Annotated in this window: 12 protein-coding genes; 7 read left to right on the plus strand and 5 right to left on the minus strand. The window is 48.8% G+C overall.

Annotation, left to right across the window (positions count from 1 at the left end; all coding sequences use genetic code 11):
• Positions 1-70: 70 nt before the first annotated feature.
• The gene (locus tag H7A81_RS03355) at positions 71-1,102 is read left to right on the plus strand and encodes a glycosyltransferase family 9 protein (RefSeq protein ID WP_182056719.1); all 1,032 of its coding nucleotides are present in this window, start codon (positions 71-73) and stop codon (positions 1,100-1,102) included.
• Here the strand turns inward: H7A81_RS03355 and H7A81_RS03360 are convergent.
• Positions 1,077-2,048: a deacetylase gene (locus H7A81_RS03360; RefSeq protein WP_182056720.1), complete on the minus strand. Its 972-nt coding sequence runs from the start codon at positions 2,046-2,048 to the stop codon at positions 1,077-1,079. The genes H7A81_RS03355 and H7A81_RS03360 overlap by 26 nt on opposite strands.
• A 186-nt stretch (positions 2,049-2,234) precedes the next feature.
• On the opposite strand from H7A81_RS03360, the gene H7A81_RS03365 reads away from it, so the two are divergent.
• Positions 2,235-3,317, plus strand: a complete 1,083-nt coding sequence (locus H7A81_RS03365; RefSeq protein ID WP_182056734.1) for a glycosyltransferase — start codon at positions 2,235-2,237, stop codon at positions 3,315-3,317.
• A 35-nt stretch (positions 3,318-3,352) separates the two neighbouring features.
• Here the strand turns inward: H7A81_RS03365 and tdh are convergent, their stop codons facing one another.
• Together tdh and H7A81_RS03375 are read right to left on the minus strand one after the other, a co-directional pair.
• On the minus strand, positions 3,353-4,381 hold the full coding sequence (tdh, locus tag H7A81_RS03370) for an L-threonine 3-dehydrogenase (RefSeq protein WP_182056721.1): 1,029 nt from the start codon (positions 4,379-4,381) through the stop codon (positions 3,353-3,355).
• Positions 4,378-5,586 (minus strand): glycine C-acetyltransferase, encoded by a 1,209-nt coding sequence (locus H7A81_RS03375; RefSeq protein ID WP_182056722.1) that lies wholly within the window; start codon positions 5,584-5,586, stop codon positions 4,378-4,380. The genes tdh and H7A81_RS03375 overlap by 4 nt, the downstream gene beginning before the upstream one ends.
• A gap of 231 nt (positions 5,587-5,817) precedes the next feature.
• On the opposite strand from H7A81_RS03375, the gene rfaD reads away from it, so the two are divergent.
• Genes rfaD through H7A81_RS03400 form a run of 5 tightly spaced genes read left to right on the plus strand, consistent with a single transcriptional unit; the run spans position 5,818 to position 10,820 of the window.
• Entirely contained in the window at positions 5,818-6,750 is a 933-nt protein-coding gene (rfaD, locus tag H7A81_RS03380) for an ADP-glyceromanno-heptose 6-epimerase (protein ID WP_045815712.1), read from the plus strand.
• Positions 6,751-6,767: 17 nt separating this feature from the next.
• On the plus strand, positions 6,768-7,811 hold the full coding sequence (rfaF, locus tag H7A81_RS03385; protein ID WP_182056723.1) for an ADP-heptose--LPS heptosyltransferase RfaF: 1,044 nt from the start codon (positions 6,768-6,770) through the stop codon (positions 7,809-7,811).
• Positions 7,812-7,813: 2 nt separating this feature from the next.
• Entirely contained in the window at positions 7,814-8,776 is a 963-nt protein-coding gene (gene rfaC / locus H7A81_RS03390) for a lipopolysaccharide heptosyltransferase RfaC (protein WP_034823799.1), read from the plus strand.
• Positions 8,777-9,685, plus strand: a complete 909-nt coding sequence (locus tag H7A81_RS03395) for a sugar glycosyltransferase (RefSeq protein WP_182056724.1) — start codon at positions 8,777-8,779, stop codon at positions 9,683-9,685.
• A complete protein-coding gene (locus H7A81_RS03400) occupies positions 9,663-10,820 on the plus strand; it encodes an O-antigen ligase (protein ID WP_182056725.1) in 1,158 nt (385 codons plus the stop codon). The genes H7A81_RS03395 and H7A81_RS03400 overlap by 23 nt, the downstream gene beginning before the upstream one ends.
• A 50-nt stretch (positions 10,821-10,870) precedes the next feature.
• Here H7A81_RS03400 and H7A81_RS03405 read toward each other — a convergent pair whose 3' ends face one another.
• Together H7A81_RS03405 and H7A81_RS03410 are read right to left on the minus strand one after the other, a co-directional pair.
• The gene (locus H7A81_RS03405; protein ID WP_182056726.1) at positions 10,871-11,950 is read right to left on the minus strand and encodes a glycosyltransferase family 9 protein; all 1,080 of its coding nucleotides are present in this window, start codon (positions 11,948-11,950) and stop codon (positions 10,871-10,873) included.
• Positions 11,951-12,079: 129 nt separating this feature from the next.
• Complete coding sequence (locus tag H7A81_RS03410) at positions 12,080-12,979, minus strand: divergent polysaccharide deacetylase family protein (RefSeq protein WP_182056735.1); 900 nt, start codon at positions 12,977-12,979, stop codon at positions 12,080-12,082.
• Position 12,980 lies beyond the last annotated feature (1 nt).

The following is a 12,980-nucleotide window of genomic DNA, read 5'->3' on the forward strand; positions in this document are numbered from 1 at the left end:
ATTTTTGCGCTTTTAGGAACGGTTCTGGCCGGAATGTTTGGCATCAATCCTTTTTACCCTGGGCATCAGTATGAAAAACATCCTTGTTATCCGACGCGATAACATTGGCGATATGGTGTGTACCACTCCACTGCTGGAAGGTTTGAAACGCACTTTCCCTAACGCAAAAATCACCCTGCTGGTTAATAAGATCGCTCAGGATGTGGTGAGCCATAATCCCCATGTTGATCGTCTGTATGTCTACAAAAAAGCCAAGCATCGCGGTAAGAACGAAACCACACTCGGTGTTTACTGGCAGCGCGTAAAAATCATGTTGGCACTGCGTAAAACGCGTTTTGATGCCACGATTTTGGCCAATCCGGTGCCGTGCAAATACAGCTTACGGTTGGCGAAAATGGCCGGCGCGCACAATATTATTGGTGCAGCTTTGCCCGATGTTCAGCTTGACCATCCCTTCCTTAAAAGCGATTTTCAGGGCAGCCATCAGGTCGAACATACCTTTTCTTACCTCTCGGCATTGACTGATAGCTTGCCTGCCGTGCCATCTGTGAATCTATATCTCGCAGATGCAGAACGTGAAGCCGCGAAAGCGCGGGTTGCACAAAGCTTCGCCTCACCAGGCAGGGTATATGGTGTGCACATCAGCAGCCGCAGCCCAAAGCGTCGCTGGCCGATAGCCAGTTATGCGGCTTTTATCAATAAGTTGTTGGAAGATGAGCAGGCGCGCGTGCTGGTGTTTTGGTCGCCTCAAGGCACGTTGGATGCCCATGACAAAGGCGATGCGGCACGTGCTGATGAGTTGATGCAGTTGGTCAATTCACCGCGCGTAGCGCGCTATCCGACCGCATCAGTGCGCGAAGTCATCGCAGGTTTTGATAGCTGCGAACAAATTTTGTGTAGCGATGGGGGGCAGATGCATCTTGCCGCCGGGCTGCATAAAAAGCAGGTTGTGTTCTTTGGCGATACCAATGCGACGTTGTGGCATCCATGGTCGGGTGAGTACCAGATTATGCAGACCGATTCCGGTGAATGCACTGATATCGCACTGGAAACGGTCTGGCAGGCGTGGAAAAAACTTAACGTGCAGGCTGCTGTAGCCTAAAACTGTCGTGGTATTCAGACAGGGTCTGACCAACAAAACGGGGCGCTAACCAACTAAAGAGCGCCTCTAAATCCGCATATAATTGTTCGATATCGCGTTCGTTTTTAAACGTTGGGCTGCCGTCTGGCATGAACTCAGAGCTGTGCAGCATAAATTCCGTGTAATTATTGCCTTCTGCCAGCGACATTTCGACCACACGTTGCATATCCGCAAGATTACCCCCGGACGGCCGCAGCCAATGTACGGCGGGGCTTTTTTGCTTGCCGCGCAGCCGATACAGACTTTGTTTGAAGGTATTCATCAAAGGCGAGTATTTGTATTGAATACTCATAGGAATTTCGAGCAGTGAAGAGTTGCCGCTGCGTGAGATATCCTGCGGATCGATGAAATAAGGTTTGAACGGAAAATCTGTATAGTTTGTGCCGCCTTTACCCTGTGGTGCGCCGCGTGTGAAGGACCAGTTCACGCGCGGGGTAACGGAACAATCCACCTGATAGCCTAGTTCGGTGAGAATGGCGGCATAGCGTTCATCAAATGCCCAGCGCCCTGCACGATGGCTCAGCATTTTTGTCTGGAACTTTTCTTCCAACAGATCAGTCATATAAACGACTTTATCGCGCAGCACGGTATCCGGGTATTCGACCAGGAAAGGCTGCCAACGCCAGTCATCATCGGTGAGTGGAGCTTCTGGCGGACTGTTCCATGCATGCAGATGCATGCCAATCTCACCTTGTTTGCGCGCGATGACATCTTTGCCGAATTCCACGAAAGCAGGATCCATCGCCATTTCATAGTTGGTCAGCCAGGTGGGTTTAAAACCATAACGCTCGCACAGGTCCTGAAAACGTGGCAGATAGCCGGTATTTTCGGTGGTGATTGAACGGTGATTGCGCCAAAGGTTGTCGCCTTCAGTGTCAATGGTAATAAGGAACGCGTGCCGGGTCATGTTCGCCGCCTGAAGCCAATAAAATCGCAATGTTACGCTGAGCCATTCAGTGACGCAAAACTATTTGCCCGGGCAGGAAACAGGCGAAAAGCACGAAGGATCTGCGCTACTATCCTGGCCGGGACTGCAGGCAATCACATGTTATTTCATTCAGACAGGTAGAATATTTTGTCAAAACGCATACTCATGGTGATAGATGGATTGCCGGGCGGCGGCGCTGAAAAAGTGGTTCTGACGCTGGTCACCGGGATGCTGGCACAGGGGCACCGTGTGTCACTGTTTTCCCTGCGACGAGTGTGCGAGTACCCCTTGCCGCAGGGAGTGGATTATCAGGTCATTCTGGACACCAATCGTCGACCCTGGCGCAAACTCACCGAGCTGAGTCGTCGAGCCCGTTTGCTGGACGAAGCAGTACAACAGGCGGAGAAAACGGCAGGTGAATTTGATCTTGTGGTGTCTCATCTGCACAAAACCGACCGTATTGTGCGTCGAAGTCGCGCGCTGGATGCGAAGAAAACCTGGTTCTGCCTGCATGGCGTGTTTTCAGCCTCCTATCTTGGGCATCGCACCGGATTATCACGCTGGTTAAAGGCGCGTAAAATCCAGCAGGTTTATCAGGGGCGTAACGTAGTCGGCGTTTCACCCGCCGTGCTGGAGGATTTGAAAGAGGCCTTTGCTGTGAAGCTCACAGGCGAAGCGGTAATTGGCAATCCGTTCGATATTGCACTGATTCGGCAGTTGGCAGCAGAGTCCGCCGAAGTGCCTGAGTCTGGTTTTCTGGTGCATGTCGGGCGCTTCCACGAAACCAAACGGCATGATCGCCTGTTAAAGGCTTACGCATTAAGCAATATTCAGTTGCCGTTGGTGTTATTGGGGCAGGGATCGGCACAGCGTAAAGCCGCTTTAGAAGCCCAGGCACAAGCGCTAGGGATTGCCAATCGTGTTATTTTCCAGGGCTTTACACAAAACCCTTATGCATGGATCAGCCGGGCGGCAATGCTGATCGTCAGTTCGGATAGCGAGGGTTTTGGTAATGTGCTGATCGAAGCCGTATTGTGTGGCACGCCTGTTGTCAGTACGCGTTGTCCGGGTGGCCCGATGTGGCTGTTGCAAGGTGATTTAGCGCGCGGCCTGGCAGATCTCAATCCTGAATCGCTGGCAACAGCAATGTGTGACATTTATCAGCACCCGCCGTTGTTAGCAGCGGATGCCTTTGCCGAATTTGATACGGCGGCAATCTGTCAGCAATATCTGGCGCTGATTAAGTGAAGCCATGGGAGGCCCAAAAGCCTCCCTGTGAATCCTTAATCCCAGCTCAATACCACTTTTCCTGAACGCCCGGATCGCATCTCGTCAAATCCCTGCTGGAATTCATCGATGTGGTAGCGATGTGTGATAATGGGCGTTAAATCGAGGCCGGATTGAATCAACGCTGCCATTTTGTACCAGGTTTCAAACATCTCGCGGCCATAGATGCCTTTGATGAACAGTCCTTTGAAGATCACCAGATTCCAATCGATCGCCATCTCGCCCGGCGGAATGCCCAGTAGGGCGATTCGCCCGCCATGGTTCATCACCTCCAGCAGGGTGCGAAACGCGGGAGGCGCGCCAGACATCTCCAGTCCGACATCGAAACCTTCGGTCATACCCAGATCAGCCATCACATCGCGCAGATTTTCCTGCGCTACATTTACGGCGCGTGTCACGCCCATCTGGCGTGCCAGGCCGAGGCGATATTCATTGATATCGGTGATGACCACATTGCGTGCGCCCACATGTTTGCACACCGCTGCAGCCATAATACCAATAGGACCAGCACCAGAGATCAGCACGTCCTCGCCGACCAGATCAAACGAGAGCGCGGTATGCACGGCGTTGCCAAAGGGATCGAAAATCGCTGCCAGCTCGTCAGAGATATTGTCGGGAATCTTGAAAGCGTTAAATGCAGGGATGACCAGGTACTCGGCGAAACAGCCCTGACGATTGACGCCGACACCCACGGTATTGCGGCACAAGTGAGTGCGACCGGCGCGGCAATTTCGGCAGTGACCGCAGGTGATATGACCTTCGCCGGACACACGATCGCCAAGGGTAAAGCCTCTTACCTCTTCGCCCATACCGACGACTTCGCCGACATATTCATGGCCAGTGATCATCGGAACGGGAATGGTCTTACGCGACCAATCATCCCAGTTGTAAATGTGAACATCGGTGCCGCAAATTGCAGTTTTACGAATTTTAATCAGCAGGTCGTTGTGACCAGGTTCCGGAATCGGTGCATCCTTCACCATCCAGATACCTTCCTCTGCTTTGAGTTTGGCCAGTGCTTTCATCGTTCTGCTCCTGCGATCACGCCCAACTGTTGACCAATGCGCGTAAAGGCGGCAACGGCATGTTCCAGTTGTGCCTGCGTATGACCTGCAGATATCTGAGTGCGGATGCGTGCCTGACCTTGCGGCACCACCGGATAAAAGAAGCCTGTGACATAGATGCCCTCTTTTTGCAGCAGGCTGGCAAACTGCTGAGCCACTTTTGCATCGCCAAGCATCACCGGGATGATGGCGTGGTCAGCACCCGCCAGCGTAAAGCCGGCTGCGGTCATCTTCTCGCGGAAGAATCGGGCGTTATCCCAAAGGCGCTGGCGTAACCCATCGCCTTCACTGAGCAGGTCTAACACCCGCAGCGAGGCGGCGACGATGGCAGGTGCCAGGGAGTTGGAAAATAGGTAAGGGCGTGAACGCTGGCGTAGCCATTCAACCACCTCGTTTTTCGCAGCCACATAGCCACCTGAAGCACCACCTAGCGCTTTGCCTAATGTGCCAGTCAGGATATCTACGCGATCCATTACGCCGCAGTATTCATGGGTGCCACGTCCAGCCGCTCCGACAAAACCGACTGCGTGGGAATCATCAACCATCACCAATGCGTCAAATTCGTCGGCCAAATCGCAAATGCCTTGCAGATTGGCAATCACGCCATCCATCGAGAACACGCCGTCTGTGGCGATCAGAATATGGCGTGCACCTTTATCACGCGCTTCCTCTAACCGAGCACGTAACTCAGACATATTGTTGTTGGCATACCGATAGCGCTGGGCTTTACACAGGCGTACGCCATCGATAATTGAGGCATGATTGAGTGCATCAGAGATGATGGCATCTTCCGCACTGAGCAGCGTTTCAAACAGACCGCCATTGGCATCGAAGCAAGAGGAAAACAGGATGGCATCTTCCATGCCGAGAAAGGCCGCCAGCTTTTGTTCCAACTGCTGATGAATATCTTGTGTGCCGCAGATAAAGCGCACGGATGCCATGCCGAAGCCGTGGGAATCCATGCCTTCTTTGGCGGCCTGAATAAGCGCGGGGTGATTCGCCAGACCGAGATAGTTGTTGGCACAGAAGTTAATCACCGGGGGACTATTAGCGACATGGATCTCAGCCTGCTGCGCCGACGTGATGGTACGTTCTTGTTTGAACAATCCATCGCTACGTGTTGTCTCAAGCTGTTGACGGATTTGCGAATAAAACTGACTGGACATGATTCTGCTCCTCAGATAGCAAAATTTTGGAACATATTACTGATCAGTACGCATCGTGCCGACATTTCCGCCAGAGAAATCTTCGTTTTGCAGCATAGTTCACGCGATGGATGCAAATTGTGCAGCGGTTACGGAGTCATCTGGCTGCCTGTCTCGGGCTGAAATGTTATGATGTTAGGCATTCGTGCGTGAAACCTCCTGTTTCACCCCAACTCTTTAAAGGCAAAGCATATGATTATCGTAACCGGTGGCGCTGGCATGATTGGCAGCAACATTGTTAAAGCGCTGAACGATCGCGGTCTTACCGATATTCTGGTGGTGGATAATCTGAAAGATGGCACCAAATTCGTGAACCTCGCAGATCTGGATATCGCGGATTACATGGACAAAGAAGAGTTCCTCTCTTACATCATGTCCGGCGAAGATCTGGGTCCAATCGAAGCGGTGTTCCACGAAGGTGCCTGCTCGGCGACCACCGAGTGGGACGGCAAGTACATGATGGATAACAACTATCAGTACTCGAAAGACTTGCTGCATTTCTGCCTGGAACGCGAAATTCCTTTCCTTTACGCCTCTTCAGCGGCCACTTACGGTGGCCGCAATGAAAACTTTATTGAAGAGCGCCAGTATGAGCAGCCGCTGAACGTCTATGGCTATTCAAAAATGCTGTTCGACCATTACGTGCGTCAGATTCTGCCAGAAGCCGATTCTCCCGTGTGTGGCTTCCGCTACTTCAACGTCTACGGCCCTCGCGAGGGTCACAAAGGCGGTATGGCGAGCGTGGCATTCCACCTCAACACGCAGATCAGCAACGGTGAAAACCCAAAACTGTTTGAAGGTAGCGACGACTTCCGCCGCGATTTCATCCATGTTGACGATGTCGTTGCAGTAAACCTGTGGTGCTGGGAAAACGGGGTATCTGGCATCTACAACTGTGGTACTGGCCGTGCGGAATCTTTCCAGGAAGTCGCCGATGCAGTACTGAAGTTCCATCAGCAAGGCCAGATTGAATACATCCCGTTCCCTGAGAAACTGAAAGGCCGCTATCAGGCATTCACTCAGGCTGACCTGACCAATCTGCGCGCAGCGGGTTATGACAAGCCATTTAAAACCGTTGCTCAGGGCGTGGGTGAATACATGACCTGGCTCAACCGCAAAGCATAAGGAAACCGGCACCAGCGATGAAAATTCTGGTCATTGGCCCTTCCTGGGTCGGCGATATGATGATGTCGCAAAGTCTCTATCGCACGCTCAAGGCTGAGCACCCGGATGCGGTTATTGATGTGATGGCGCCGGCCTGGTGCCGGCCACTGCTGTCACGGATGCCGGAAGTCAATCAGGCGCTGGCGATGCCATTGGGCCATGGCGCTTTGGCACTGGGTGAAAGGCGGCGTTTGGGCAAATCCCTTCAGGTCAGCAATTATGACCGTGCTTATGTGCTGCCAAATTCGTTCAAATCAGCGCTGGTGCCGTTCTTTGCAGGTATTAAGCGCCGTGTCGGCTGGCGTGGTGAGATGCGCTATGGCGTGTTGAACGATGTGCGTGTGCTGGATAAAGTCGCGTTTCCGCTGATGGTGGAGCGCTATGTTGCACTGGGCTACGACAAACCCATCGCCTCCGCACAACAGTTGCCGCAGCCCTTACTGTGGCCGCAGTTGCGTGTCGATGAAGATGAAAAGCGCATGACAGCAGCGCAATTTTCTTTGTCGGCCGATCGTCCTGCTATAGGGTTCTGCCCTGGCGCTGAATTTGGCCCAGCCAAGCGCTGGCCGCACTACCATTACGCGGCGCTTGCCGAGCAACTGATTGCCGAAGGGTACCAGGTGGTGTTGTTCGGTTCCGCAAAAGATCGCGAAACCGGTGATACTATTGTTCAGACGTTATCGGAATCAGCACGAGCGCACTGCAAAAATCTGGCCGGCGATACGCAATTAGAACAAGCGGTTATCTTAATTGCACATTGCGCGGCTATCGTCAGTAATGATTCCGGGTTGATGCACATTGCTGCCGCACTGAACCGTCCTTTGGTCGCCTTGTATGGTCCAAGTAGCCCGGATTTCACACCACCGTTGTCTCATCAGGCGCGCGTTATTCGTTTAATCTCCGGCTATCACAAAGTACGTAAAGGTGATGCCGAAGAGGGTTATCACCAAAGTCTTATTGATATTCAGCCGGCTCGAGTTCATCAGGAACTCAGCACGCTGCTGCATTTGGTGCAGGAGTAGCCATGCACGTTTTGATTGTAAAAACCTCCTCAATGGGGGACGTGCTGCACACGTTACCGGCGCTCACTGATGCGATGCAGGCTATTCCCGGCATCCGTTTTGATTGGGTTGTCGAAGAGAATTTTGCACAGATCCCCAGTTGGCATCCGGCAGTGGATAAAGTGCTGCCGGTGGCGATTCGTCGCTGGCGTAAACATTGGTTTGGCAGCCAGCAGCGTGAAGAGCGCGTCTTGTTCAAACGTGAGCTGCAATCGCGCCAGTATGATGTGGTGATTGATGCCCAGGGGTTGATCAAAAGCGCTGCGCTGGTGACGCGACTGGCTAAAGGCGTAAAGCATGGGCAAGACAGCCGCAGCGCGCGGGAACCCTTTGCCAGCTGGTGGTATGACAAACGCCATGAAATTAATAAACAGCAACACGCGGTTGAACGCACGCGTGAGCTATTTGCTAAAAGCCTGGATTATGCGAAACCGGAGACCCAGGGTGATTATGCCATTGCGGGACATTTCCTTTCCGCGCTGCCCAACGATGCACATCAATACCTGGTGTTTTTGCACGCGACCACCCGCGATAACAAACATTGGCCAGAGGCGCACTGGCGCGAACTTATTGAACGGGTGCAGCCGACGGGTCTGCGGGTGAAACTACCGTGGGGTGCTGAACATGAGCATCAACGTGCATTAAGAATGGCGGAAGGTTTTGACCACGTTGAGGTGCTGCCAAAATTAGCGCTGGAGCAAGTGGCACAGCAATTGGCGGGGGCACGCGCTGTCGTTTCGGTCGACACGGGTTTGAGTCACCTGACCGCCGCGCTGGACCGCCCGAACATCACGCTGTTTGGTCCAACCGATCCGGGGCTGATTGGGGGATATGGTAAGAATCAGCATGAGCTACGCGGCGCAGGTGGCACAATGCAGGCTATATCCGCCGTGAGCGTAATGGAAAAATTGCGGGAATTGCTTTGAATGGGATCAATATTTAAACAAATCTATCGTTATACCCATGAACGAGCTTATCGGCACAATGAAAATTTTTGGCCTCATATCACGATTCAACGTGGGGCAGAAGACCATATTGAACGGCTAGTCTGGCGAAAAAATGAAATAAAAATTGAAGCATTAGATTCATTACGTAAAACCGTTACCAATGATATGACGATACTGGCAACTGGCCCGTCAGTTAATGATCTGGATTTTGATTTACTTTCAGAAACGACATTTATTGGTGTTAATGGCGCTTATCACCTACGAGATAAAGTCGTATTTTCATATTATGTTATTGTCGATCGCGGTTTTGTTGAGAACCGTTTTGATATTGTCGGAAAAGTACTGGGCGACCCTGAGTTGACGCTCTTTACAACAGTTCATTGCCTCAATGACATGTTGAATTGCATTGGAGTCGATAAGATAAAATGTCGTTTGGCTATTATTGAAGATCTGAGTTATAAGATATTTCGAAAATCAGTCGTACCTGCTGAGTATGCTTTGAATTTCAATGATAATAAAGGATTGTCCGTCTATCCGACTGATCCATTATCTGGTTTTTCATGGGATATCCGACAGGGTATTTTTGATGCGGGAACAGTGGCCTATTGGGCGTTGCAAATAGCCGTATGGCTCAGCTCAAATCGCATACTATTAGCAGGGGTTGATATGAATAACTTTTCATCCCCACGGTTTTATGAAAATGAAAATAATAAGCAGAAAAGCTTTTTAGGGGAAAACTTTACTCAAGTGATAAAGCCCGCATTCTTGAATGCCAGCAGCGAGCTTAATCATGCAGGGATAAAAGTTTACAATTTGTCTATGAATAGTGGACTGACTGAGGAAATTTTCGAGAAGGCGACGCCAGATGTCATTTTTAAAAAAAACTGAAACGTTAGAAGTTATTGCATCATTTTCTTTTATGGCATTTTTATCTCTAATGACCATATTTACAGGTGTGGGAAAAGTAAATAACTTATTTCATCTTTCGATTACAACGATGATGATATTTTTGTTTGCCCAGCGAAAAAATATTAGTCTTCCCAAGTCATTCCCCTTGAAGTCAATAGGTGTTATTGCACTATTTCTAATTTATTATAGTATTACGAATTTATGGACAGGTGTTCCAGATAATATAATTTCAACTTTAAAGCATACCGGTTATCTTCTTTTTTTCGTTTGTATGTTTGATTACTGTATTAAGCGTTATGGTTTGCTGAAGGTTTATGGTTGCATTTTTTCCGGATGTTTCATCGTCCTTATTTTGACATTTATGTTGGTAGATAAGAACAAGCTACTGACTAATAGACTTGAAAACGGTTTTTTTGCCGCACCGAAGAATGTCATTGATCTTGGTGGATATTTTGCTCTTGGTATTATAAGTGCACTGATTATTGCTCGTGAGTCAGGCAGGCATTGGATTTACATACCTGCATCGTTGCTCTTTATTGGCTTGATATTGACGCAAAGCCGAGGTCCGTTATTGGCTTTAATGGTTTCTTTAGCTATTTTACTTGCTAAATATAAACATGTTCACCTGAGGCATGTTTTGTATATCATGATTTCAATTGCTACTATTTTACTATTTTTCTACTTTACTGATTATGGCAGTGATTTTTATGCGCGCATTGTTTCTTCTTATGCCCAGAGTTTTATCAGATTTGGAATCTGGAATCACGCAATTTCAGAAGCAATGATTCATCCCTATTTCGGTTGGGGGTTTGATAAGCAGCTAACATTCGTAAACAGTATTGGTCAACATGTTATAACCACACACAGTATTTATGTGTCGGCTTTCTTGAAAGGCGGTGTGGTGGGTGTGTTATTTATGGCATCACTCATCCTGGTTGGCTTGTATCATGCATATAGAAAGTATCATCAAGGCATGGGATTAGAAGCCTCAATTTATCTCTTCTCTTTGATGTTTTTTGTTACTCAAGGGATGTTTGTGATTGGTGGACCTGGAGAAACATGGGTATTATTCTGGTTGCCATTAGCGATAGTATTGTCATCCCGTAAGGCCTAGATCCTGAATAAAAACCACTACCAGATCACTTGCTATCTGGTAGTGTAATTTTAGACTGAAATATTTTTCATCATCACGTTATAAACCTGATCAACGCTTATTTTTCTTAATGGGTAATGCGGATCATCATTAGATTCAGGTTCAATTCTGATAGTCTGATGAATGTGTAAATCCTGATAAGGTCCTGTATGTCTGGGATTAGCACTGACATAAAGACTCACTGTCGGCGTTTCTGCCGTGATAGCAATATGTAGTGGTCCAGTGTCACCTGTGATCAACACATCAAGGTTTTTAATTATCTGTAAGAGTTCAGGTAGGCGAGTCTTACCAATATAAGAGTGAACCCTTGAATGGTATTTATTTTTTAATAAATCAAAGAATGATTTTTCAATGTTTTTATCCTGGGTGGCACCAGTCAATACTATTTTTGCATCATTGTTATTTTCTAAAATACGCTCTGCTAGTTCAGAAAAATGTTCAACTGGCCAGCAACGGTTTTTCCCGGACGCCCCCATTTGAAAGCCAATTACAGGTCGATAGTTTTCACGTTCTACAGAGTGAATTGCAATGGGAAATTGCATTCTGATATCTGTTGTATTGCATCCAAGAATACTAATCAGGTCGAGTTTGCGCTGAATAATATGAACATCTGTTGCCGATGAATAATGATCTATCCAGTGATTAAAGACAGTATTGTCACTTCTGAAATTATCTCTAATAATGTATTTTGAGCCAGACAGGCGTGCGCAGAGAATGTCATAGCCCAATGTTGAATGCAGTAGCACAGTCATATCAGGTTTGAATTTTCTCATTCTCCTGATTACGCGATGGGAATGAACTATTTTATTATCCCAGATGACTATTTCATCAAACCATTGACTTTTTTCAACGAGATCACGGTTTTTATCACTGGATACCAGCATGAGCCTGGCCTCTGGATAGCGATGCTTTATGGCTTTGATCGCAGGAGTATTAAAAAGGAGATCTCCTAATGCGGTCGTTGAGAAAATAACAATGCGCTTAAACTCATGATTTGAGCTTAGCGGTGTCTTGTTTTTGTCAATCTGGCTCAGTCTGGCATGTAAACTGAGTACGTTATTGATTACGTTTATTTTCCAAAGCTTTTTCATTATTCCAATTCACCCTAAGAACCTGGCAAATTTGACATCAGTCGCGGGAATTAATTTCGTAATGATAACGAAAAAAACGCTAGCCCCGAATGGGGCTAACGCTAATTTTCAAAAACGTTGATGATTGCGTTAAAAAAGTAAACCTAACTGATTGATTAACTTACTACCTGCCACATTTTCAATCACTATTTCAACGGCTCGACTTTGCGGCACTGGCGGCAGTGGTTTACTGACCTTACACACGCCTGGAGCACGGAATTTCGGTCCCGGCGATTTATCGGTTGTCTGCGGTGTTTTACCCTGATGCAGAGGCTCATTCAGCAACTGACTCGGGCGTACCAGCGTAATATCGGCTGGCAGTGATGGCAGCATCTGTTGCAGCACACGAACGGTGGTGGGATGCGGATGACCAATCGCAATGGCATAGCCATCGCGCTGTGCCAGTTTTACAGCACGGGTAAACTGTTCACGGATCGCTGCTTCATTCTGGCTATCATCAAGGAATACCCGGCGTTTCAGCACCTTAACATGCGTACCTTGTGCTGCGGGAACGGACTGGCTATTACCAATCGTCATGCTATCGAGAAAGTAGTAATTGTACTGATTTAGCACTTGCATCACTTTCTGCATGCCAGGCAGGCTGGAGGTCATTTTGCTGCCCATATGGTTATTCAAACCTACGGCGAAAGGCACTTTACCCGAGGCATCCCGCACAATGCGTGCGATCTCTTCACTGCTCATCTCTGGGGTTAAGGTATCTTTTTCCAACGGTTGTTTACTGAGTGGTGCCATTGGCAAGTGGATCAACACCTCATGACCGCCCTGATGTGCTTTTGTCGCCATCTCACGAGCATGAGGTGCATTCGGCAGTACAGCGACCGAAATCGCAGCGGGCATTTGCAGCACTTTATTCTCTTCAACCGGACGATAACCGAAGTCATCAATCACAATTGAGAGTTTACCTGCCTGAGCCGATAGTGTGAAAAACAGTGCGCAGAACGCAATTGAGAGCTTTTGAGGCTGAAACAAC

Origin of the sequence: Pantoea sp. ME81 (assembly GCF_903970985.1) — a bacterium.
Lineage (GTDB): Bacteria > Pseudomonadota > Gammaproteobacteria > Enterobacterales > Enterobacteriaceae > Pantoea > Pantoea communis.